The following is a 24,304-nucleotide window of genomic DNA, read 5'->3' on the forward strand; positions in this document are numbered from 1 at the left end:
GCGAGGTCAAGCCTGCGACAGACCTGCCGCAGACTTACATCACTACTACACCGGAATCCAGCGACCGACTTCACCTGATACCAAGCTTGCATAGTACAGGTTACCGTCAGCACCCGTTCTGATTTGTCCCAAGCCAAACATGAACTCAGCAAATCGTCGCTGATCCACCACTGCACCCGATGAATCAAAGGACAGCGCATCGACTGTTCCCTTACTCATGTCCGTGATGATCAAGTTACCGTTGTAGAAGTCGCCAACGTTGATGGCGTTACCACCGCCACCATAGTGTCGGTACGAATAAAGCGGATTTGTCACCGTCTCACCCCCGCCATTCGCCATGAACGCTTGAACGCTGGGGAGTCTATCATAGCCACCTGCTCTGTCAGGGCCTTCATACGCCACCCAGCCAAAGTTCTCGCCGCCTCGTCCGGTGTTGACTTCCTCCCATTGCGCCCAGCCGACATCGCCAATGTAGGTTTGTCCATTGGTCGGGTTAATCGTGAAGCGGAACGGATTTCGCAAGCCATACTGCCAGATCTTCGATCGATTACTTTGGGCATTGCCATCAAAGAATGGATTCGAGGATGGCGCAGCTCCTGTAATCGGATCAATCCGCAGAATCTTACCGGACAAGTTGTCGAGCGTTAAGCTGCGGAAGGCTCGTGGATCGACATCATTGTAGGAAGCACCGTCGCCGTTACTCACATACAAGTAACCATCATTGCCAAATCTCACTGTGCCAACTGTATGCGATTCACTATCGATAATCAGGAAATCCTGAACGTAGTTGCCATTTGCATCTCGACCTGATTCCGGGATAAAGAAGTTGTTGGTGCCGTTATCGCCCGGATTGCTGATGTACTGCCAAACGCTATTTCGACCTAAGATGACTTCTTCGCTGCGCCGATCGATCGATACGACTCCGTTGTTGATGGTTGCCGTAAATCGTCCTAACCGTGCTGTCCGGTTGCCCACTGCATCCGGTCGCTCTAATTCAGGGACAAAGCCTGATCTGCGGGTTTCGGGCGGATCATACGAGTACATCAAATAAACATACGGGCTGCCATTGAAGAACTCTGGATGTACGGCGAGACCGAGCAAGCCACGATCGCGGGGACTGTTGACAATATCGGAAATATCAACGGCTGGGGTTTGTTGCAGCACCCCATTGCGAGCCACGCGGACGACACCATTCTTCTGAGCGACGAACATATATTCACCGCCCGGTGTCCAATCGAATGCGGTCGGCTGCAAGAGTCCTGAAATCACGGTTTGACGATCGACGTTGCCGAAGTCGTTATCTGCGATCGACAGAGTTGCGGTGCCCTGAGTGCCCAAGCTGCCGGAGAACGGATTGCTCAGGGTGAGATTGACGGTTTCGTTGCGTTCGCTGTCACCATCATCGCGGATTGCGATTGTGAAGGTCTTACTGGTTTCACCTGGTGCAAAGGAGAGCGTGCCAGCCGTTGCAGTGTAATCTGAGCCAGCCGTTGCAGTCCCATTGCTGGTAGCGTAGCTAATGCTGCCAGCCGTCGAGGTAGACCCACTGCGCTGAACGGTGATGGTTGCCGTTCCCGCGTTTTCGTTTTCGTTGAAGACCGCCGCGCTAAATGTATAGCTAGTCGGCGCGTCATTATCAATGATCGTAATCAGCGAGGTGCGGTTAATCCCCAGTGCTGCGCCCGAAGTTTCTCCTAACCCAAAGCCGAAACTTTCGCTGCCTTCTTCAATGTTGTCATTGAGAATCGGGATGGTTACCGTTTTGCTGGTTTCTCCCGCTGCAAACGTGAGTTGACCTGCGGTGGCAGTGAAGTCTGTTCCCGCTCTGGCGCTCGCTTCTCCGGTGGTGTAGCGCACCGTTGCGACCCCATCGCTACCGCTGACTCGATCGATACGGATCGAAACGGTTCCGGCATCTTCGTTCACGGTGACGCTGTTCGTTCCGATGACGAGTGTACCGGGATTGGTCGAGAAGACATTGCTGTAAAGCTGCGATTGCGGAATGATTTGACGGGCTTGATTGGCGCTAAACCAGCCGAGCTGTGCGACTGCATCGTAGCCGTTCTCGAAATACTCCATCACAATGTCATAGCGCTGTCCGGCTTGAAGCGCGATCGTGCCGGTGCGCTCAGTTGCGGATTGATCCGCAAAGCTGTCGATAATGAGTTGACCATTCACAGACAGCCGTACCCCATCATCAGTGGTGGTGAAGAAGGTGTATGTATCGTTGTGAAGAGGCTGAACTTGACCCGTCCAACGGACTGAGAAGGTGTCAGGAGCAATGTTGGGATCAGGTGAACTTTCTGCCCAGTTAAAGTTAATGTTGGCATCAGTCCGAGCAAATTTGAAGGCTGTGAAGTCGATGTTGTCGAAGTATTCGCCTCGTAAACCGTTGCCGGTGCCAGTGGGCGGAGGAGTTGGAGTGGTGGGCGGAGGTGTGGGGGTTGTAGTAGTAGAGCTAAACAGTTGAGACTGTGGAATGATTTGCTGTGTAAAGCCAGGTACTGACCAACCGAGGAACGCCGCCGCCGCACCGCGATTCTCGAAATACTCCATGCGGATGTCGTAGCGCTGTCCTGCAACTAGCGCGATCGACCCTGTACGCTCTGTCACTGACTGATCCGCAAAGCTGTTGATCACCAGTTGATTGTTGACAAACAGGCGGACTCCATCATCAGTGGTGGTGAAGAATTGATAGGTTCCAGACGTGGGTGCGAGCACCTGACCTGTCCAACGTACCGAGAAAGTGTCATCTCCGATGCCTGCGGCGGGTGAGCCTTGTGACCAGTCAAAGTTCACTGTGGTATCAGTGCGCGTCAGGATGCGGTTGGTGAAGTCGACGTTGTCGAAGTATTCGCCCAGTAGACCATTACCGGTGCCAGCGGGCGGAGGAGTTGGAGTGGTGGGCGGAGGAGTTGGAGTGGTGGGAGCAGTGCTAAACAGTTGAGACTGCGGAATGATTTGCTTCGTAATGCCTGGCCCTGACCAGCCGAGGAACGCTGCAGCCGCAATGCTATTCTCGAAATACTCCATGCGGATGTCGTAGCGCTGTCCTGCAACTAGCGCGATCGACCCTGTACGCTCTGTCGCTGGCTGATCCGCAAAGCTGTTGATCACCAGTTGATTGTTGACAAACAGGCGGACTCCATCATCAGTGGTGGTGAAGAATTGATAGGTTCCAGATGTAGGTGCGAGCACCTGACCCGTCCAGCGGACTGAGAAAGTATCAGAGGCAATGCCAGTCGCGGGTGAGCCTTGTCCCCAGTCAAAGTTCACTGTGGTATCAGTGCGCGTCAGGATGCGATTGGTGAAGTCGATGTTGTCGAAGTATTCGCCCAGTAGACCGTTACCGGTGCCAGTGGTTGGAGGAGTTGGAGGTGTGGGGGTTGTTGTGGTAGAGCTAAACAGTTGAGACTGTGGAATGATTTGCTTCGTAATGCCTGGCCCTGACCAACCGAGGAGCGCCGAGGCATCATAGCCATTCTCGAAATACTCCATGCGGATGTCGTAGCGCTGTCCTGCAACTAGCGCGATCGACCCTGTACGTTCCGTCGGGGGCTGATCTACGAAGCTGTTGATTACGAGCTGGTCATTGACAAACAGGCGGACTCCATCATCAGTGGTGGTGAAGAATTGATAGGTTCCAGATGTAGGTGCGAGCACCTGACCCGTCCAGCGGACTGAGAAAGTGTCATCTCCGATGCCTGCAGCGGGTGAGCCTTGTGCCCAGTCAAAGTTCACCGTGGCATCAGTGCGCGTCAGGATGCGATTGGTGAAGTCGATGTTGTCGAAGTACTCACCCTGCAGTCCGTTACCATCCGCAAGAATGCCTGTGTACTGAGCGAGTAAATTAGAATCAAACGGTAAAGCCGCCTCGATCGTCGAGGTGGACGTTTCAAGTATCCAGTTCCCACCGCGATCTGCACTTCCAGTTGCATCTGCTGAAGCAGCAACATCAGCCCCAGTGAGTTCGCTTAGAACTGTAATCAGCGAAGTATTGCCATCTGCAACATTACAACCGTACAGCAGGATATCTGCATCGGTAGACAGAGCATTTGACCAACTTCTCAGCTTGTCGCTGTAGCTAGAGATCGTACCGAGGTCAAGAGCCGCCTTGCCGAGTTCAATACTGCTAATGCTGCCGTGAGAGAGGATGTGAACACTATCTAAGTTTTGATATCCAGCGAGGACTCCGCTGATTTGGTCGATTCCGTCTGTGTTGGCATTGAGCAATACGACCTGTGTCCCACTGATTACGCTGGCAGCGAGACTCTGAGCATTTTCAACGGCTGAATCGATGAATACCAAGCGATTCGACGAACTCGATCGCGCCGTTTCCAGATTGGCGGAGTCGAACGGGGAACCACTAGGAGATTGAGGATAACTTAAGTCTAAGAGATTTGACGAATTAGAAGAACTCTGCATTTCGCTTCATACGTGAAAACGACAGGACTGGCGGGCCCGACCCGGCACGAGAGCGCGATCGCGATGCTCGTTACCTAAATTCAGGCAGGTAAAACTCAGCCAACTCATTCGAGCGGCTTTGCAACCTACACACACATAAGGCGGGTCGCGACGAGAACAAGATGAATCAATCGAGTATCAGGAGCGGTCAATCGAGTATGTTGAACACTACAGCGCTAGATTTCAGGTCTAGATGGCTATGGTGTTCGATGCGCGTGAGACCCACAGAAAATGCGTGAACTGATCTACAAGAGATCAATTCGCGTGGGAGAGTCGGCTCTAATGTGCCGCTGTCTCAAATCCTGCTGGCGAAGCTAGACTCGCTCAGTGCATCACGAAATGCTGGTTTGTAGGATTGTTTTGATATTTGCGCCCCTCGAAACTAACATTGTTTCGGAAAATACTTAAGTGCTTATACGTGACTTTAACGAAATTTCAAGAGGATATTCTGTTTTGTAAGAATTACAAGTAGTCAGTGCGAAGCGATATCGCCTGAGATGCCTGGTTTTGCTAATCTATGACCGCCATATCTTATCTTCATGATGAAAGCATCAAGAAAAATCGATCGACATGAAGAAACCGAGAAATTACACAGACTCCCGGTTTAAAGTAAAAGCTGACTACTTAGATCGGGTAGGCGATCGTGACTCCGCTTCCGCCATCAGCGCGATCGGCGAGTTCAAAGCGATCGACCCGTGGGTGACGTTTGAGAAACTCGTGGACACCCTGCCGCAGCTTGCCTGTTCCATGTCCGTGAATAATCCAGATCGGAGTTTGCGCTTCTGAGATCGCTTTATCGAGCACGATCTCGGCATCGGCGACACGACTGCCGCGAATATCGAAGGTATTGCGATCGGTGCGAATGACCGGGGTAGGAGCGGCAGGCGGGGGAGGCGGAGCGGCTTTTGGTTTCGGTTCGGGCTTCGGTTCGGGTTTGGCGACTTTTTCACCGGTGAGTGATTCGATGTCGCCGATCGGAAGCATCATCTTCATCAAGCCAAACCGCACGACTAATTCATCGTCGCCTGCAAGTTCCAGCACTTCGGCGGTTTGACCCAAGCGGGGAATGCGGACGCGATCGCCGATTTGGGGACGATATCCGGGTTTCGGTTTTTGCGGTTGCTGGCGAGAGGGCAGATGCTTCTGAGCTAAGTGATTGAGCGATTCTGTCGCCTGCTGAGCCTCTTGAGCCGTCGCGCTGCCTTTTTGAAGATTGCGAATCACTTTAGCGATTTCACCTTTCGCTTGGGCGATTGCGTCTTGAACGGCGCGTTCTTGAGCTTGCTGTAAGTCGCGTTCTCGATCGCGCAGGCTTGCCGCTTTTGCTGAGACTTCTGCGTAGAAGCGTTCGGCTTGCTGCAAGAGCTGTGCGGCTTCTTTGGCTTTGGTTTCTTGAGCGCGGCGCTGCGATTCGAGTCCTGCGATCACTTGGTTGACATCTTCGGCTGCGCCCCCGACTTGGGTTTGAGCAGACTCAATAATCTCTGGCTTCATGCCCAACCGCCGAGCGATCGTTAAGGCGTTCGATCGTCCGGGAATGCCCCAGAGCAATCGATAAGTCGGAGAAAGGGAGACATCATCGAACTCAACCGAAGCATTTTCAAAGCGATCATCTTCGTATTTGAGCGCTTTGAGTTCGCCGAAGTGCGTGGTGGCGATCGATAGCTTTGCGTGGTCAGCGAGGTAGTTCAGCAGCGCGATCGCGAGTGCGCTACCTTCGGTTGGATCGGTTCCGGCTCCCACTTCATCGAGTAAAACGAGTGAGTTTGAAGATTCTGTTAAGGCTTCGATAATGCGGCTAATGCGGCGAATGTGTCCGGAGAAGGTAGAAAGGCTTTGTTCTAGGGATTGTTCGTCACCGATATCGGCTAGAACTTGCTCGAACCAGGGTAGTTCAACAGGTTCACGCGCCGGGACAAACAAGCCAGCTTTCGCCATCAACATGGCTAAGCCCATTGTTTTGAGCGTGACGGTTTTTCCGCCTGTGTTAGGTCCGGTAATCGCTACCACCCGGATTTGCGGCTGAATCACTAAGTCAACCGGAATCACCGATCGACCTTGTTCTTGCTGCTGCTGCCACACAAGCAAAGGATGTCTTAACTGTCGCAGCACGATCGCTTCGTTGGTAAATCGCGGCGGGTTTGCTTTTAGCCAATAGCTATAGCGCGATCGAGCGGCAGCTAAATCGAGTGCGGTACAGATTGCGAGTAACCGTTCGAGGTCATCTTTGGCGATCGCAACTTGTTCTGTCAAGGCGCGTCGAACCGCTTCTTCTTCGGTTTGTTCTTGTCGCAGGAGTTGACGCAGTTGATTATTGAGCGGCACAGTCGGATGCGGTTCCACATATAACGTTGCACCACTCATCGACACATCATGCACAATGCCAGAGATCACATCTTTGTGCGTTGCCTTCACAGGAATTACAAATCGCCCATCGCGCTGGGTGATTACTTGTTCCTGAACCGCACTGGCTTGTCGCTGCATGGTTCGTTGCAGCATTTCGTACACGCGATCGCGCACTTGTTTTTGTTGCGATCGAATCTCTGCGAGCTTCGGGCTGGCACGTTCGCTCACTTTCCCATCATCATTAATGCAGCGATAAATCTCCTGCTCGATTTCTGGATAAGTCCGGAGTTCTGCCACTAATTCAGTCAGAATCGGAAAATCGTCTTGACTGTCGATCGTGCGCCTGAGCGTCCTGGCACCCGAAAGCGTCGTTGCGATCGACAACAGTTCCACGCCTGAAAGAATTCCATTGAGTGCGGCTCTTTCCAGCGCATCTCCAATGTCCTCAATGCCCTCGAAGCTCAATCCGTTTGCGAGCTGCGATTCTAGAGTGTAAACTTCTTCAGTTTGAGCGAGTAGACGTTCGGTTTCAGCTTGAGTGGTCGGAATTTTGAGCGCCCGAAGCGCGATCGCTCCTAATTTTGTCGAAGCAAAGGTCGCCAGATGCTGACACAGGCGCGACCATTCCAATAGTTCTAAAGTCTCAGTTTGAATCAAGGTTAGGAATCAAGAGAAGGCTGCACTTCTTTATTCTAGAAGGTTCTGATTGAACGATCGCGGCTCCAGGGGCTTTGATAACTTGATTCCGTAATCTTCTGATTCTTAAAAAGAGATGTAGCATAGAGTGGCGACATTTCCGATGCTTCTCTAAAGATATGCGTGACTTTCTCAAACAGACCCTCGCCACATTGCTTGCGCTGTTCATTTTCCTGGGCGTGAGTGTGGGTGGTCTTTTGCTGCTGCTGATCTCACTCTCGATGCTAGCAAGCCGCGACACAACTCCCACGGTTCGAGATAAGTCGGTGCTCGTCTTCGATATGGCACAAACGATCACAGATGCGCCTGCAAGTTCTAGCACCCGTGAAGTGTTAAACGATGCAATTTCTGGAACTCGCCCGAATACGGTGAGCTTGAGATCGGTACTCGACTCGATCGACGAAGCCGCCAAAGATAGTCGAATTGTCGGAATTTATCTCAGTGGTAGCAATGGAAGTAGCGACACAGGTTACGCGACGCTGCGGGAAGTCCGCCAAGCTTTAGAGCGCTTCAAAGCAAGCGGCAAAAAGATCTTTGCTTACGATGTCGATTGGCAAGAGCGCGAATATTATCTCGGTTCGATCGCCGATACGATCGCGGTGAATCCAGTCGGCAGTGTCGAACTGAATGGACTCAGTTCTGAAGGACTTTATTTTGCTAGAGCCTTACAGAAATTTGGCATTGGATTTCAAGTGACGCGAGTCGGAAAGTTCAAGTCTGCGGTCGAACCCTTTTTACAAAACCGTCGAAGCGCTGCCGATCGAGAACAAACGCGCAAATTACTCTCAGATATTTGGACGGAGTTTCTCAGCACTACAGGTAAATCTAGAAGCCTTGCTCCTAAGCAACTGCAAGCGATCGCCGATCGATCTGGGCAAGTTGAGCCACAGGATGCAGTGAAAGCAAAACTGGTCGATCGAGTTGCCTACGCTGATGAAATGACTGCGGAGTTGAAAAAGCTCACGGGACAAGATGACGACACCAAATCATTTCGGCAGGTGAGCTTAAAAACCTATGCTCAAGTCGCGGAAAACAAGCGCGACTCGAAAACGAGCCGAAATCAAATCGCAGTCGTCTATGCCGAAGGTCAAATCGTCAATGGTCAAGGGGGGGCTGGGCAAATTGGCGGCGATCGTTTAGCGAAACAACTGCGGGATTTGCGATTTGATGATGATGTGAAAGCCGTTGTCTTGAGAGTTAATAGTCCTGGCGGAAGTGCGACCGCTTCAGAAATTATTCAGCGAGAAGCCATTCTGACCAATCAGAAAAAACCTGTGATTGTGTCGATGGGCAATGTTGCGGCATCCGGTGGCTATTGGATTTCAACCTATGCCAGCCAAATCTTTGCAGAACCCACCACGATCACAGGCTCGATCGGTGTATTCGGCGGGCTGCCCAACATTCAGCAAATTGCAAATCAAAATGGCTTTAATTGGGATGTGGTAAAAACTGCTCGCTTTGCGGATAGCCGCACGATTTCACGCCCGAAATCACCAGAAGAGCTAAAGATTATTCAAACCTCAGTCGACCGCATCTATGACCAGTTTTTGACCAAAGTCGCGAAGTCGCGCAAGCTAGAGAAATCCAAAGTTGCGGAGATTGCTCAAGGTCGGGTCTGGTCAGGCAATCAGGCTAAATCGATCGGTCTTGTCGATCAAATCGGTGGACTTGAAGATGCGATTCGAGCGGCGGCAGAACGCGCAAAACTGGGGAACGATTGGCAAATTGACGAATACCCAAAACCTCGATCGTTTGAAGAACGCTTGATCGAAACGCTGACGGGAGCGATGGTGAATGAACCTGCGATCGATCCACTCACGAGCGAGGTGAAGAAACTTCAGACGCAGTTAGAGAGCCTAAAATCGCTGAACGATCCGCATGACATCTATCTACGGATGCCGTTTGATTTGTCGATTCGATGAGGCTCTACTGGATCTGCTAAGGAAACGCGATCGCCGCCCCCACTCCGCAGCGCACCTAGCGCTTTGACGACTCTTATTCAGAATTGTCATATTCACGTCCATCATTGGGAGATTAGCGATCGCGCATTGCTTGCTGAAAGACCCGAACTGCTTCACCCGCGTCCGTTTCAGCCATCAAAATACAGCGCCTCAACAAGTCAATATCAAGATCTGCGAGTTCCTCAAACTGACTACGATCGCACCGCTCATAGCCATCCGTGCCAAGGTGATAAAAGCGCAGTACCCCATCTTGCCAGAACCAAACTTCTGCGACACCAAGCGCCTGATAGCGTTTGAGCTTGTTTGCGCCACCGCTCGTGAAGACCACTTCAATCGATAAATCAGGAATCGGCTTAACGTGCCCTAAACAGTAAGATTGATCGGCTTGAGCGGATGCGGTTCCTTCTTGCTCTTGGGTCATCGCCCCTGTCGGCTGAAAAAAGATCCCCTTCTGTGCCAGAAAGAGTGTGACCAAACAGCCGATGATATGTCCAAAAATTTCGTGATCGCGTCCAGGCATGATTAGCTCGATCGTTCCGTCGTAATAAAACAGACGAACCCCGCGTGAGTGTTCAAATCCCTTTTGGATGGATTTGAACTGCTCCCACGTTCCAGGCACAACAATGTGCTGATCCGGTGTTGTGATTTTTAGCGGGGTTTGCGTCATGGTTAGAACTGATCGTCGTTACCGAGGGTCGGGGTGGAAGCGCCACCTAAAAAGAGGTTCTTAGCGTTATCGCTCTGGTAGACGCAATCGATCGTCACTTTATCTTTGTTGTCGAGATTGCCGATGTAGCCAAAGGTATTCATCTTCTGACGACATTCACGGCTTTGCTCGGCAGTCAGCAGTTTGCGCTGTTCTAGCACTGACCAGTTGGCGCGTCTGATGATGCAGGCAGGTTCCATTCCCGCTTGTGCCACAAAGACCTTGAAGGGATTGAGCGTTACATAAAGGCGGGTACTCACCGCCATCGCGCTGGCCCCGTTTTGGATACAGATTTCGGGGTTGGGGGCTTGCTGGTCGATTTGAAGGTTTGTGACTACGCTAGTTGGGTTGGTTGGAGTCGCAGCGCTGAAGGCAATTCCGACACCAATCCCTAAGACGAAAATGCCTGCAAGCACCGCAATTACGGTGGCGTTAAACCATGAAGGATTGTTATTGTTCACAGGTTTTCCTCGCTTGGGTTCAGGGGGCAGATATTCATCGTCTCGATCGTAGTCGTTGTAGCGATCGTTGTAGGAATTGTTGCGGGGTCTGCGCTTCATAAGTGAGAAATTGAGAAGGGTTGGATTCTATTCTAGCGGCTCAAGCCTTGGCTTTCTTTCAGGAGGTCATAATACGCTTGGGTGGTGTCTTTCATGAATTGATATTCTGCTTTGACGCGCTCGTATTGGGCATCGAGAGGAACGTGCAGATCGAGCAGTAGGTCTGGATTGAAGTCTGCAATTCTTGTTCCAATTAAGGTTTCTCGCACGATGCGGACGTAGACTTCGCTGAGTTCATCGACTTTCTTAATGAGCTTATTAGTTTCATCGATCGCTTTTTCGTAGATTTCTAACTGCGACGAATAAAAATCAGAAACCGCAACTAATTTCGCAATTTTGTTAATCTTCTCAAACTGCTTTTCGAGCGCGATCGTATCGAATTCCAGTTTCAAATGCTCTTTCATAATCGGCGCGAGTTCTGCCATGACGCGGATTTTGTTTTGACGATCGGTGCGCGACAGGATGACGGGGGTAACCGAGCTTAAGCTGTGCCAGGAGTAAATATATTCGACATCGCCTGCGTCGGTGATGGTGGGAAACACGACTTGAACGCGATCGGGAGCGCGAAACCGATGTGGCACAGCAAAGTTTCCCAACGGCAAGTTCGGGTAGCGGTCTTCGGCTCCTTTGACAATCACGACATCACTATTGCGGATCGTCCGAATCTGATAATTCTGGTACTGCAAATATAGATATGCGATTAGACCCATAAATAGAAAAACCAGCAGTAAACTCACCGCAAGATCTCCAGACTTTATTAGTTTATTGTGGCGAATTCGATCGCGATCTTGCCATCCGGGTAGAGATTAGAGTGCGTCGTTGATGTCACAATAATTAGCATTGTAAAGTTTTCTATATATGCGTTCTTCTCTGCGTCGTTCTTCGCTGTCTACTTCTTCGCTACCTACGTTGTGGCAAGATAGCCTAACGGTATTTTGGGGGGATTGGCTGGATCTGCGGATACGGCTGGTTCAAATTGCGGCTTCGGGCTTGGTGTCGCCGTTAATTTATATTTTGGCATTTGGGCTGGGATTGGGTAGTTCGCTCGACAGCGTAACCAAACCGAGCGCAGGAGATAACTATTTGCAGTTTATTTTGCCGGGAATGGTGGCGCTTTCGTCGATGGTGATTAGTTTTGGCGGCACGACCTTTTCGATTTGCGGCGATCGCTTGTTCACAAAGACGTTTGAGGAAATTTTGCTGGTTCCGGTGCATCCGTTGGCGGTGCATCTGGGTAAGGTGCTAGCGGGAATTGTGCGCGGCCTACTGACGGCTGGGTCAGTGATTCTAGTGGCAATCCTATTTACAGGCAAAGTTTGGAGCTTTCTGAACCCATTGTTTTTGCTGGTTCTGGCTCTGAACTGTGCTGTATTTGCAGGACTGGGTGTGATTGTGGGCTTGAATGTGAAGTCACTAGAAGGTGTTGGCATTTATAACAACTTCGTGATTGTGCCGATGTCGTTTCTGGGTGGAACATTTTTCGATGCAGCAACATTACCCGCAGCGTTAAAAGCGATCGTTTATCTATTACCGCTAACCTATACAAGTTTAGGCTTAAGAGCGGCAGCCTATTTACCGATCGCGCAATTTCCCTGGTTTGTGATTCCGGTTTTGCTGGTGATGGCGATCGGACTTTCGGCGGTGGGTGCCTATCAGTTCTCACACCTGCAAGATTAAACTTTCATATCGCTGTATTTCACTCCATTACTTTCGATGCTCAATCTAGAACGAACGCTCTATAACCCTTGCAGCAACGCTTAGACTGTGAGCATAGGAGGGGCTGAATCATGGAAGTTCAGGAGCTACTACGGCGGTACGAATGGGGCGATCGAGATTTCTCTGGGGTTGATTTGAGCAATGCCGATCTGAGCAATGTCACACTCGTCGATATTAATCTCAGCAATGCCAATCTAACAGGTGCAAATTTGAATCGAGCGTTCCTGATGAAAGCAAATCTGCGGGGTGCATTTCTGAATTGGGCAGATCTTCGCTTTGTCAAGCTGAATGAAGGGAATCTGATCGAGACAGATTTCACTAAAGCGCACCTCAACGGCGCATTTCTGGTGAGGTCGGATTTTTCGCGATCGCGCCTCAGTGGTGCCGATTTGAGTCACGCCAATTTACGCGGTGCAGTGTTAGAACATGCCAATCTTTGTGGGGCAAAACTGCTTAATACGAATCTCCGCAGCGCCAATCTTCAGGGCGCAAACCTCAACTGGGCAAATCTACAAGGCGCAAAACTGAGCGGTGCAATACTTCAAAATGCGTTCTTGAGCGAAGCAAATCTAGCGGAGGCGTTTCTCAATGGAGTCGATCTGCGAGGGATTGATTTAAGTGGGATTAATCTTCGGGCAGCAAAGCTAAACGGCGCAAATTTGGAAGGTGCGACTTTATCGTTTTCAAATCTGCGTGAGGCACACTTACACGGCGCAAATCTCACCCGTGCGAATCTGATTGGCGCGAATTTAGAAACTGCCTTTCTTCAAAGATCTCTAATCAATACTTCGGACAATATTAAACAGCGATGACGCCGTAAGAGCGCAAGGATTCTTAGTTGGGATGAGATTTAATCGAGGTGGACGATCGCTCTAACTTTATCGGTAGAGAGCTTTTCCTTCAATGTGCCCATCCTTTTAATGAAGTCACGGTTAATGCTGCTGAGGCAGCAATTGGGTTTTACCAAAAAGTAGGATTTACGCAAATTGGCGATCGCTTTTTCAAACATGGAATCTGGGGGACACCCATGAAATGGGTTAATCCTGCAACATCATTGCTGTCCACACTGCGCGAATTGGAGTGTGAGCTTCATCAGCCGCAGTGCCGGAGTGATCGAGAACGTCTCGCACAGTTACTTGCTCCTGATTTTAGAGAATTTGGTCGATCGGGAGCTTCATATAGTCGCGATGATACACTGGCGATGTTGCCGTTAGAGACGGAAGCACCGCAGATTCATGCCAAGACTTTACTGTACACGAGCTTGCAGATTCGATTGTGTTACTTACCTATCGGTCAGCCCATATAAATCCGTCGGGAGAGTTGTTCCGTCACACGAACCGATCGTCGATCTGGCGACTGGATTCGTCGGGGTGGCAAATGGTATTTCATCAAGGAAAGCCTACAGACTCTTTTGATCGATCTCCAACCTAAGACCCGCTTACACACTGACCCTATAGAGTTTCTTCTTCGTGTCCAAGAAATGAATTACTCAGGTTAAACCTTCTGAAGATCATGCCAATTCAGAGGAGGTTCCGCAGGATTCTGGAAGATAACAGGTAACCAGGTCGCACAAGGAAAATGGTCTTCAAGCCCTTGTAACTTCTCCCTAGACTCCCGTACAGCTTGATACAGCGACTTCCCTTGTGAGAAACCCATCAAAAAGTTCTTCAAAAACTCTTGGGCTACCCGATCAGGTACAGGTTCTCGCATCACAATGGTTTGTGGAATGTATAAGTCGGATAATTGGTGTGCTAACCCAAACCCATCACAGGAATTAAACATTGCTAACTTTAATCCTTGGGCGATCGCTTGTCTCAATGCGTGTTTGAGTTGAGCGATCGTTAGGCTTTCGTGAGGATTGATGCGGATGTATCCTCCCGCTGTATCGGATTGACTGAAGCTATGACCTGCAAAAAAGAGCATATCCCACGATTGTTTCCACAGTTGGTCGTTTAATTCCTGACGTTGCGGCTCTACCAAAAACGTTACGTCTGCATTAGGCAATTGAGCTAGGACAGCTTGGTCGCTCTGTAAATCAATTCCGGTACTGTCTCCTAAAATTGCCAGAATTTTAGCTTTGGGGTTGGGGGGGCGCAATGAGGCTGTCTGCTCATAGTCGGGAGCACTGAGAGCAATTTCCGCAAGAGGATAGCGATAGCAAAAATCCCAAAGTTGAAAGGGCAGCCGTCGCAATTGAGGATTATCCGTTTGAAGGAGAATCCGAATCGAATCAGATGGAGCTAACTGCTCCAGCATTCGGTCTTTAATCGGTCGAAAGTCTGGGTCATTTAGCCAATCATTCAGCTGCTTTTCCAGGTGTGAGGCAGCTTGATTGCATTCTAGGAAGAAATCATGATGACTGATATTCGTGATCTGGGTATCTGGAACATCCAGCCGAAAGTTTGCTTTAAGACATTTGCGATAGGCAGATTGCCATTGTTCATAAAGGGTCGATAATTCTGGTGCAGCGGCAAGCCAGCCCTTTGTATATTGCATGAGGCGAGATTGCATCTCATTTCCAATTTGAAGGGTGACCGGAAAACCTGTACACAAATTACCGACGCCGATATGAAGGCAAACCCATTTACGATGTTTTTGCTGTTCTGCCTTTGGAGTTTGCTGATTTGCGATTTGCTTCTGGTTAGCGAGCATTGCTAACACTGCTTTCCAATCGGCTTGTTGTTGCTGGTAAAGAATGATTTGTTCATCTTTTGCCTGAAGCTGGGCTTGGTATTTTTCTTCGATCGCACGTACTGCCAGATCGTAATGATGGAGAAAACCTGCATGGAGTTGTGTTTTATTACTCTCTGCTGGAACATCGACTCGAACCACCACGACTCCATTACTTTTCCTTTCCAAACTGCGAACTGCGAGAGCCATGCCTTCATTCTCAATTTGAAGCTGATGCAGAGAATAGTTGAACGCCCTTTGGTCAATACCATTGCGAAAGAGTAAATCGATCGTTTGGATCACTTCCTCGAACAACTCGGTAAAATCTCCCGGTGCGAAGCTGCCACTGCTGGGACGGCGCTCTTGTTGAGAATTCCGAAGATAAATGTAATCGCAAATCACACCCTGAAGCTGTGTTGCACTATCAATATTCCAGGCTTCAATACACGCTCCCGTGAGATGCGCTCCCTGAAAGTTTGCCCCGATCGCCTGTGTCTTTGTTAAGTTTGCCTCTTCTAACCAGGCTTCTTCTAGTGTTGCTCCATTTAAGTCTGCATCGGTCAAGTCTGCACCTCTGAGGTCTGCTCCGATCAGATTTGCCCCCTTGAGATTCTGTCCTACATAGGACTGTTGAGCGCCTCGGTGCGTTACCACTAATGCCTGCACAGCAGCATGGCTGAGAATTGTTTGATCGGTTCTGGCTTGATCAATACCTCTGCTGTTATGAAAGTTGGTACGGGTGAGCGTACTGTTACTCAAGTCTGTGCTTTTGAGAATTGCGTAGGCAAATGTTGCATTTGTCAGATCTGCGTTACGAAAACTCGTACCTCCTAGCACAGTGATCTTAGTGATCAACTTCTTGACCCAGGTGAATCGTGAGTCGCCTATCAAAACTCGATGGGCAATCCAAGCTGCAATCGCAATTCCAAGAGTGGTACCTGTTGCGGCGGCAAGCTGGGCACCTGCGATCGCGCCAATTCTGGTTGATGGAATGGTCGCAGTCCTGGCAATGACCGTGACAACCGTTGCTCCGATGCTGACTCCAGCAGTTGCACCGATGAGTGATCCCATGATTGTTCCAGCAATGAACAATAGGGCTGCCAACTTTCGAGCAATGGTGATTGCGAGAGTCATCAGGATAACCATTGCGATCGTTGCTGCTGTTGCTAATATGACTGTTATGGTCACAGCAACAATGCCCGATGCAACGCCAGCGATTGTTCCAGTTAAGCCCCCTAACACGGCTCCCAAAAGAATTCCCATAAGAAAGAGAATGCTCAGTGCAGTTTGTAGCCCCCGCCTAACAATACTGAAAACAAAAAGTGTAAATAGAATTAGGACAATGCCCGCAGCCAATATGTTAGGTGAATGACGTGGAGTCAGTGAAAAGGGAAAAAGTAAGTAGCCTGAGAACACCAGCCCAAATACTGTCGCAAATCCTAACAGGAGCGATAGTAACACTACGATCGCCATCCAGAAAAAGCGATGGCGAACAGTTAACCCAGCTTTCGCATGATTGAAGTTTGCATCAACCAGAATGGCATCTGTAAAGTCAGTTCCGCGAATATCTGCATTGCTAAAATCGGCACCTATGAGAGTTTGTCCTCGGAATGAGCGCCCTTGAAGATTCTTTCCGGAGAAGTTGAGCTGTGTAGTAGATGACATAGAGACCTATACCAGCGATCGTCAATACCCATTTTGATCATGGAGGCAATAAACCAGTAGCGATATTACCCTGATGGCTACTATTCAATCAGAAAGCTAAATGACAAAATTCTCCGTAATGCTAGCGGCTCCTAACTCAACTCTGACGCTAAACGCTTCTCGTGGTTCACCGCTAAATTTTAGTTGAATATAAACATCTGATTGTCGGGCGACTACCTCCCGTAGAACCTGTCCACTTGCGTTGAGTAGCACCAGCTTGAGATTTGCAGGCAGATAGGGTTCATTCTCAGGGGGATAAACCTGAAGCAACACTCCCACCTGTTGATTTTCCTTGCGAACCAGTGCGACTGCTAGAGCAACGGCTTGGCTGGCAATTTGCATACCCAAATCAATTAATTTAACCTGTCGAACTCCAGCAGAAGGGTTCCCTGGATCAAGCTTCCACAAGCTCTCGACAGTCGCCCAAAGCGTCTCGTCATCTCGCGTCTCTCGCAGTAAGTTGATTAGTGCTTGAATCGCTCCAGCGTGACCTGTTCCACTCTCGCCAAGTTGTTTCGCAATTCGCCGGCGTTGGAACTCATCCGTTTCGCACTGAAGCTGATGAATCAGTGCAGCAATGTTATTGGGTTCTGCGGAGGAATTCTCGTTAAGATCACTACTACGAGTCGCGATCGCCGTTGTAGGCGCAGCTTCCATCCAGTTAGAAACCATTTGCCATCCCGTTTCCATCAATCCGTTAAACCATTGGCTCAGATTGATACGGTGCTGAGCAGCCGTCTCGCGTTCCACCGCGATCGCAGACTGTAACACCTGCTCTGTTTGCTGAATCCCCTTCAGATAGACCCGATAAGCAGCGATCGGGACAGTTAAAACATCGCTCCAGGCTTCCTCTCGCCGATGGAATGCGTCCAGTGCGGCGTCGGCTGCTGCGGATTGCTGACCAATCTTTAGTCCTGATGCTTGAATGTCTTGAGATGGGAAATCCTTTGCGGCTCCCGCGTGGAAGTCATCGATCGTAAGTAACCAGTCATATACCTGCCGCGACAAACGCTGTCCAACAGGATTCAATAAATTGCAAGCTAGCATTTCTCGAATATGCCAGGTTTCTGCCAGCACATCGCAATTTAATCCGGAAATTTCGATTGGAATGAAGATATCGGTCACGCTCAGAAACTGAATCTCCAGCGAGAACACCATAACAGAAATCGGCTGCCACGGTTCCTCTAGGTCTGACTCTGCATCAGTCACAATCATGACGTAGCGAGGGTCAGTCCCCTGTAAAAAGTTCTGTGCGGGTTCAGAGAACCACTGTTCCGATCGCGACAATTTTAGGGGAGATTGTATCGATCGACTAACCTCCCAGATCTCACCCGGTTGTGGTAGCCGGAGAGCAAAATTGTCTTGCTTAGTTAATCTGGATTTTGGGTCTACATACATGGCTAACTCTACAAGTCTAGGCAAGTGGGCTGATAGGTTTCTGATTTTAATTAACGAGCGATCGCCTGTCTCTATTCCAAAACTAACGAATCTTTACCATTGTGCGGTCGATCGACGCTGCTTGCCTTTGCGTTTGCCAATCGCCTGATGTTCCTGCTGAATCGCTTCAGGGCGCAGAATTCCTAACCGCTCAGAAACTTGACTCACCATCTCTTTCCAGCGCTTCGAGGCTTCCCCCTGACTCACGCCTAATGCGATCGCCAGTTGAGTTTGCGTTTTTCCTTGCACCTGTCCCTGCCAGAGTGTCATATAACCCCGCTGAGGAAGCCGTTGATCCAGTTCTTGAATGGCTGCGATCGCCTGTAGCACCAGGTCAGTTTGCTCCAAGCTATCTAGAGCATCGAACTCAGCCGCGATCGTTTCAGACAGGGCTAAATCTGTTCCTGGAATCACTGCATCTAAGCTGGCACAATGACGATGCTTTTCCTTGCGAACTAAATCAATGATCTCAAACCGTGCGACAGTGAGCGCCCAGCGATCAAATTCATCAGCGCCACCCTGTCTAAATTTGCCACTTCTAACTGCTTGTAATACTTTCATTTGAGCCGATTGGGCTGCATCTTCCCAGACGATCGTGCTTCCGCGAGTGTACTTGCGGGCAATTCTCTCAAGTCGCTGAGTAAAGTCTGAAGCAATCAAACGAGATTCATGGAGATGCGGCTCTAAAGCCAGTTGTAAAGCCATAGAAAACTGTCCTTCCTGATGATGGAGGCGATTTGGAAGACAACAAATAGGTAGACGTAGTAGCGGACTCCGATTGTAGAAAAAATGTTCCTGAGAGTGATTCTTTTCAGAAGCAACAAAACTGTCTTACCAAATTTCGGAATAATTCTTTCCGCTCACCCGTTGATCAGAAGTAACAACAACAGTTGAATGATCAATCTGCGGAGGAAGTATGAAAAGAAGCGTGTCTGCACTCATGACTGTAGGACTGTTAATGCTGAGCACTGCACCTGCATTAACAGCAATTATTCCGATCTCTGGACGTGGCTTAACGGGAACTCGGAGTTTGTCTCGTGGAGTCGCAGTTCCATCCGGATTAAACAGCTTTAGCTTTAATTTTGAGAATGGAGATCACCATATTAAGGGAATTACGGCATTGCCGAATGATCTCCGAACAACAGTGGGATTTATCGACAATGATGGCAATGATCCCTATCAAGTTTCACTCCAGGTTGAAAATGATTTGGGAGCAGGTGCTCGATCGGTGTTTGCTCTGGATAACCGAACCTGCAATGGTGGAACCTGCCGAGTCAGGCTGCCTGTTCCTTGTGGCTCTCAAAACACCTTTGTCCTGACTGGATTTTCCTTCCAATTCAAAGATGGCGATCATCAGATCAAGAAGGTTGCCATTAAGCGAATTGAGGATGAACTGGAAGTCTCTTTCGGAGATAAAACACCAACCGACCCATATGTTTGGAGCGTTCAGTATGCGATCGTACCTCGCGCCAATCTAGCCAGTGAGCAAACCATCCGTCGGGCGACGAATGGTTCTGCCAGAGCCGCCCGATTGCCGGGTCGAGCCGTTATTCAGGGCTTCAGCTTTGAGTTCACCAGGGACGACCATCATCTGCGCGATTTCAAAGTTGATTTACAGAATAACCAAGTGGCAATCAACTTCCGAGATAATAACCTGGATGACCCCGTTAATTGGTCAGTTGACTATGGGGTGCTGCGCTAATTCTTATTAGCCCTGGGTTGCATCTTTGGGCATTGCAGAATGCCCTCATCCTATTTTCTGCAATGCCCATTTTTGTCTTTCACAACTGCAATCAAACCATCAATACAGCTATGAACATTAAACCCCTAGTCATTGTTCTTCCAACCCTCATTTCTACCCTTGCTGTTTCTCCTGCGATCGAAGCCGTTTCCTGGACTCGTATTAATGCGCTGCCTAACACAGCACAAAAAATTGCAGCCTGTCCAAATGGAATGATGTATGTGCTACACCGAGAGGGTCGTGTCTTAGCAAATCGCAGTAGTGGACGTGGATCAGGCTGGCAACGCATCAATACAGACACTCCAACCGATGCCAGTGCCATAACAAACCTTCTCTGTGCTGGTAACAAGCTGCATCTTGTCAAAAACAGTCGGGTCTTTCGGAATGATGGAACGGATGCTGCTCCCCGTTGGGTATATGCTGGAAATTTTCGCGATCGCACCCCAAGCGCTGCTCCATTTGCTGTCAGTGGAGCCTCTATAGATGCGGGTCGTGTGAGTTTGTCTGACTATTTCGCCCTATTTGCGTCTCCTGATGGAACTGCACTAACTAGATCGGCACTAACGTTACAATCCCAGCGACGCATTGGACTTCCCCAAAGTGCGATCGCCATTGCTGGAGCTGGAGATAGTTTGGCTCGAATCTCTCGCGTTTTTGCTCTAAATACGGATCGAACCCTTTGGCTCAATTCTGGAGCAGGCTGCGATCCGGCATGGCGGCGCATTGATCGTCCCGTTGCAGCCGAGCAAATTGCTGCCAAAAGCGTAGAGCAGCTTTATGCGCTGAATACCGACAAAACGCTGTGGGAAGGACAATTGCGTCGAACCGTTAGCACCGTTGGTTTAGGCGATCGCGAGATTAATTCGATTAACGCCGTTGCCTTGCGAGGAACGCGATTCACCCTCGATCGCAAGCGCGGAACCAATGACATGGAGTTGAGAATTACACCCTCTCGATTCTTGCAAAATGCAGGATTGAACAACTCTACTCAGGAGTTGGGAGGAGTCATGGTTCCTGGAATTCTGGGAGCACGTCATGCCGTTTGGATCAGCAATCTCAATTCCAATGATTTACAACTCCGGCTCACCCCCGACGCGATCGTTCTAGAAATGGGTTTTGCTCCAGGTGGGAAAATCACTGTAGATACGGCAATTCGGGGCAACTGGGACATTCGCAATGCTAAATTAACCCTGACTTTAGGCATTAACTATGATCTCTGTGGTCTTGCTCGGCTGACTCTGAAATCAACTCGATTTGATGCCCGACTCGATGGGGATGTGGTAGGCAGTTTCATTGGCAATTTTGAAAATGTCAGAGAGCGGATTGAAGCGGCGATCAACACTAGGGTGCCTGAGTTTCTCAATCAGCCAGAGGTTGCGGGTGCCCTCCGGGGGGCACTGGTTCAAATGGTTCCCGCACTGCCACCTTCAGCATTCTCAACACCTCGTCCAACAAATCCGCCTCATACCTTAATTGGATGGACAACAGGCATTCGCAACGGACGTTTCACCTATACTGTTGAGGGTGACTAGCGCAGGCTGGCGAGAATACCTAACGCTTTAAAACTCAGCTCTCACGACAGCTTCATTACGATCAAAATTGATCAGCACCTGAAGCGACGAGTCGCTTTTCTGTGGAGTCTCTCAAAAACTGTCCGAAGTATTGCGAATTGCATTACTACAATTTGATCGACCGACAAAGCGGTGAGTTTTGAAAGCGATAGACGACTCAAAACGAGTCCAATAGCTGATTGATTTCTTTCTCGCGATGCTGAAGACGTTCAGCCAACAACCCAACAATAAATCGATGAATGCTCGCTGCCAGCATCGGATCGGTGTTTTCAAGCTGCTCGAACGATTCTGTCGATAGAAAATATAGCGTGCTGGGTTTGTCTGCAACCACCGATGCCATGCGGACTGTCCGGCGATACAGCCCCATTTCTCCGATCGTGTTGCCGATCGTGTAGGTACGAATCCGTTTGTTTTGACCATTGCTCAATTTCAAAACAACACTCACTTGTCCCGATGCCACAAAGTAGAGTCCATCAAACGGATCGCCCTGATGGAATAGATATTCATCTTCGGCAACCTGACAAACCTCTAGACACTTCATCAAGCGATCGACCTGACGCGGATCAGGAAAATCAGCCTTTAGACAAGCGGCGAGTGCGGCATCAGGAGACTGAAACTCCTCTTCGGTCAGCGATTGATATTGCTGCAAAATTTGTTGCTCATACCATTCCAATCCTCGATCTAAGTCATCAAAGAGATGGCAAACTTCATGATCTAAACAATCGCCCTGCTCTAATCGCTGATGCGCCGCAGAAGACAGATGGGTGTAAATCAAGTGAACCTGCTTCTGATGCGCTACCTGCTTCAGTTTGGCAAAGCTAAGAACGGCTGAGGCATCTAGCCCACTCACCAGCCGAAAATCGAGGATCACATAATGAACAGGCGGTAACTCATGATTGTTAATGCGATCGCGGACTTGATTGAGCAATTTATTTGCCGTTCCAAAAAAGATCAAGCCCTGCAATTCCACAATGTAAGCTTGCTCACCTTGTTCTTCTAGGATTTCCAACTCTTCAGACGTGCGGAGGACATTGCTGTGATGATAGGTTCCTGTGCTGATGCGTCGAACCACAGTGAGCCGGCTGTAGTTAATTACAAACAACACGATCGCCGCCCCTAGCCCGACGGCGATCGCTTGCAAAAAGCCAATGGTCGTCGTCACAATCACAATCAGCACAATGATGGCATAATCGGCACGCGCAAACTTAAACCAAGCTTCGTAGAGCCATTCATTAAAAAACTCAACTGTAATCAACAGTGGCATCCCAATCAGAATGAATTTCGGGAATAGCGATAACAAGGGCGCTCCACCCAGCATCATTGCGAGGCAAAGGGCTGCAATAATCCAACCCACCAATCGCCCTCGCGCCCCCACTTGGTAGGACAACGCATTCTCTCCAGCGCTGGCAAATCCACCGACTCCACCACCAATCCCTGCAACTAAGAACGCCACTCCCGATGCTTTCAATTCCTGATTCAGATCGAGATCGCGGGAAGCCACAAGCTCAACACCATTAGAATGCAGCAACAATGCGATCGCGGAGATCAGCCAAAGTGCCGCTAAGGTTGGAATTTGCTGAGCAATCACGCTCCAATTTGCTTGCTGGACTGCGGCAAGACTGGCAAAGTGATACAGTCCACCTGCGGGAACACTGCCCAAAATCCAACCCCGTTGGCTGGCATCCGCGATCGAAGTTCCGGTGAGCGCTAGAGCAGCGTAAAACAGCGCGATCGAGCCAAGAATAATACCTGGATAAACGAAACTACTATTAATTCGTTGGGGTAACACAAACATTGCCGCCGCAAATAAGGCAGCCGGAAGCCATTGCAGTAAAACATTCACCTGAAAGAAAGCAGCCAGAGAAAAAGGCTGTAAATCCAGCCCTGAAACCGACTGAAACGCTGCCACAAACAACAATGCTCCAATGCCTGCCAGAAAGCCTCCCACCACCGGATAGGGAATGTATCGCACGAAACTTCCCAAGCGAAACCAACCCAATCCCAGGAAAATGATGCCTGTGATCAGGCTATTCACCGCAAAGGTGGCAACAACGGTCATTAGCTTTTGCTCGATTGGGGCATCCGGCATTGCTGCCACAATTTGCTTCGCAATCAAGCTGAAAATCGGAACTGTGACTTCTGCGATCGTCGCCACGATCGCAGGGTATGAACTGAGCGCAGTCACAACCGTACTAATAATGACCGAGCTAAAGAGCAACAGCCCGATTCCAAAGGGCATAAACGGTGCGAGATCGCCTGAGAAAATCAGAGCGCCAAACGATACAGCACTCGTGACGGTGAGCAGACCCATAATTGCGCCTGCAATGCTATTGGAGACGATCGGGCTTGTCCCTAAGTTAGACTTTGCGATAAGAGTCACTGTAATTAGAAGATGAATATAGAAAAATAATGTCTGGATGTGCTTATCGTATAGAACTCCATTCAACTTTAGGGAATCAAACGCCAAATTTCCTGCCTCAGAAGTAAGTTGAAGCAATTTACAATCAGTCTTTTGGCATAAGACAGGGCACATAATTGACTGTTGAAGTGCTGTGCTATACCAAGTTGATTTGTGGACGCGACAGATCCTCGCCCCCTAAATCCCATTCTGCGGGAACTTTGAGTGTGGTCTGTTGTGTTCTATGTTTAATTCGGCATTACCTCAGTTCAGATTTATACCTGCTCTAACGCTCTAATATAGTGACCGTCTAGGCGGGGTTAGTGCAGGTGCG

15 protein-coding genes are annotated in these 24,304 nt (G+C 49.5%); 6 read left to right on the forward strand and 9 right to left on the reverse strand.

From position 1 onward, the window contains the following. Positions 1–45: 45 nt before the first annotated feature. On the reverse strand, positions 46–4,425 hold the full coding sequence (locus H6F51_03210; protein ID MBD1821520.1) for a DUF4347 domain-containing protein: 4,380 nt from the start codon (positions 4,423–4,425) through the stop codon (positions 46–48). 663 nt (positions 4,426–5,088) lie between these two features. Then, positions 5,089–7,467: an endonuclease MutS2 gene (locus H6F51_03215; GenBank protein ID MBD1821521.1), complete on the reverse strand. Its 2,379-nt coding sequence runs from the start codon at positions 7,465–7,467 to the stop codon at positions 5,089–5,091. A 158-nt stretch (positions 7,468–7,625) separates the two neighbouring features. On the opposite strand from H6F51_03215, the gene sppA reads away from it, so the two are divergent. Further along, positions 7,626–9,428, forward strand: a complete 1,803-nt coding sequence (gene sppA / locus H6F51_03220) for a signal peptide peptidase SppA (protein ID MBD1821522.1) — start codon at positions 7,626–7,628, stop codon at positions 9,426–9,428. 112 nt (positions 9,429–9,540) lie between these two features. On the opposite strand, the gene H6F51_03225 is transcribed toward sppA, so the two are convergent. From H6F51_03225 to H6F51_03235, 3 genes are read right to left on the reverse strand one after another with little or no spacing between them, the layout of a single operon-like run. After that, complete coding sequence (locus H6F51_03225) at positions 9,541–10,134, reverse strand: Uma2 family endonuclease (GenBank protein ID MBD1821523.1); 594 nt, start codon at positions 10,132–10,134, stop codon at positions 9,541–9,543. 2 nt (positions 10,135–10,136) lie between these two features. Then, positions 10,137–10,733: a DUF3172 domain-containing protein gene (locus tag H6F51_03230; protein ID MBD1821524.1), complete on the reverse strand. Its 597-nt coding sequence runs from the start codon at positions 10,731–10,733 to the stop codon at positions 10,137–10,139. A gap of 32 nt (positions 10,734–10,765) precedes the next feature. Next, entirely contained in the window at positions 10,766–11,470 is a 705-nt protein-coding gene (locus tag H6F51_03235; protein ID MBD1821525.1) for a hypothetical protein, read from the reverse strand. A gap of 121 nt (positions 11,471–11,591) precedes the next feature. On the opposite strand from H6F51_03235, the gene H6F51_03240 reads away from it, so the two are divergent. From H6F51_03240 to H6F51_03250, 3 genes are all read left to right on the forward strand, one after another. Continuing rightward, complete coding sequence (locus H6F51_03240; protein MBD1821526.1) at positions 11,592–12,410, forward strand: ABC transporter permease; 819 nt, start codon at positions 11,592–11,594, stop codon at positions 12,408–12,410. 110 nt (positions 12,411–12,520) lie between these two features. Continuing rightward, positions 12,521–13,261, forward strand: coding sequence for a pentapeptide repeat-containing protein (locus H6F51_03245; GenBank protein MBD1821527.1), 741 nt, complete (start codon positions 12,521–12,523; stop codon positions 13,259–13,261). Positions 13,262–13,302: 41 nt separating this feature from the next. Continuing rightward, positions 13,303–13,755 (forward strand): GNAT family N-acetyltransferase, encoded by a 453-nt coding sequence (locus tag H6F51_03250; GenBank protein ID MBD1821528.1) that lies wholly within the window; start codon positions 13,303–13,305, stop codon positions 13,753–13,755. A 188-nt stretch (positions 13,756–13,943) separates the two neighbouring features. Here the strand turns inward: H6F51_03250 and H6F51_03255 are convergent, their stop codons facing one another. The 3 genes from H6F51_03255 to H6F51_03265 all read right to left on the reverse strand — a co-directional run bounded on the left by H6F51_03255 (position 13,944) and on the right by H6F51_03265 (position 18,965). After that, positions 13,944–16,784 carry a pentapeptide repeat-containing protein gene (locus tag H6F51_03255; protein ID MBD1821529.1) on the reverse strand — a complete coding sequence of 947 codons (2,841 nt, stop codon included), beginning with the start codon at positions 16,782–16,784 and terminating at the stop codon, positions 13,944–13,946. 96 nt (positions 16,785–16,880) lie between these two features. Next, a complete protein-coding gene (locus H6F51_03260) occupies positions 16,881–18,038 on the reverse strand; it encodes a DUF1822 family protein (protein ID MBD1821530.1) in 1,158 nt (385 codons plus the stop codon). A gap of 276 nt (positions 18,039–18,314) precedes the next feature. Continuing rightward, the gene (locus H6F51_03265; GenBank protein ID MBD1821531.1) at positions 18,315–18,965 is read right to left on the reverse strand and encodes a sigma-70 family RNA polymerase sigma factor; all 651 of its coding nucleotides are present in this window, start codon (positions 18,963–18,965) and stop codon (positions 18,315–18,317) included. Between the two features lie 211 nt (positions 18,966–19,176). Between H6F51_03265 and H6F51_03270 the strand changes: the two genes are divergently transcribed. Beyond that, complete coding sequence (locus H6F51_03270; GenBank protein MBD1821532.1) at positions 19,177–19,962, forward strand: hypothetical protein; 786 nt, start codon at positions 19,177–19,179, stop codon at positions 19,960–19,962. A gap of 110 nt (positions 19,963–20,072) precedes the next feature. Further along, positions 20,073–21,533, forward strand: a complete 1,461-nt coding sequence (locus H6F51_03275) for a hypothetical protein (GenBank protein ID MBD1821533.1) — start codon at positions 20,073–20,075, stop codon at positions 21,531–21,533. 196 nt (positions 21,534–21,729) lie between these two features. Here the strand turns inward: H6F51_03275 and H6F51_03280 are convergent, their stop codons facing one another. Next, positions 21,730–23,952: an SLC26A/SulP transporter family protein gene (locus H6F51_03280; protein MBD1821534.1), complete on the reverse strand. Its 2,223-nt coding sequence runs from the start codon at positions 23,950–23,952 to the stop codon at positions 21,730–21,732. Positions 23,953–24,304: the final 352 nt, after the last annotated feature.

Source organism: Cyanobacteria bacterium FACHB-DQ100 (assembly GCA_014695195.1).
Classification (GTDB): domain Bacteria; phylum Cyanobacteriota; class Cyanobacteriia; order Leptolyngbyales; family Leptolyngbyaceae; genus Leptolyngbya.

Coding starts and splice junctions, on each gene's coding strand:
- H6F51_03260 (MBD1821530.1), bottom strand. CDS start 18,038: ATGATTGTGACTGATGCAGAGTCAGACCTAGAGGAACCGTGGCAGCCG.
- H6F51_03265 (MBD1821531.1), bottom strand. CDS start 18,965: ATGGCTTTACAACTGGCTTTAGAGCCGCATCTCCATGAATCTCGTTTG.
- H6F51_03240 (MBD1821526.1), top strand. CDS start 11,592: ATGCGTTCTTCTCTGCGTCGTTCTTCGCTGTCTACTTCTTCGCTACCT.
- H6F51_03210 (MBD1821520.1), bottom strand. CDS start 4,425: ATGCAGAGTTCTTCTAATTCGTCAAATCTCTTAGACTTAAGTTATCCT.
- H6F51_03275 (MBD1821533.1), top strand. CDS start 20,073: ATGAACATTAAACCCCTAGTCATTGTTCTTCCAACCCTCATTTCTACC.
- H6F51_03230 (MBD1821524.1), bottom strand. CDS start 10,733: ATGAAGCGCAGACCCCGCAACAATTCCTACAACGATCGCTACAACGAC.
- sppA (MBD1821522.1), top strand. CDS start 7,626: ATGCGTGACTTTCTCAAACAGACCCTCGCCACATTGCTTGCGCTGTTC.
- H6F51_03245 (MBD1821527.1), top strand. CDS start 12,521: ATGGAAGTTCAGGAGCTACTACGGCGGTACGAATGGGGCGATCGAGAT.
- H6F51_03255 (MBD1821529.1), bottom strand. CDS start 16,784: ATGTCATCTACTACACAGCTCAACTTCTCCGGAAAGAATCTTCAAGGG.
- H6F51_03225 (MBD1821523.1), bottom strand. CDS start 10,134: ATGACGCAAACCCCGCTAAAAATCACAACACCGGATCAGCACATTGTT.
- H6F51_03270 (MBD1821532.1), top strand. CDS start 19,177: ATGAAAAGAAGCGTGTCTGCACTCATGACTGTAGGACTGTTAATGCTG.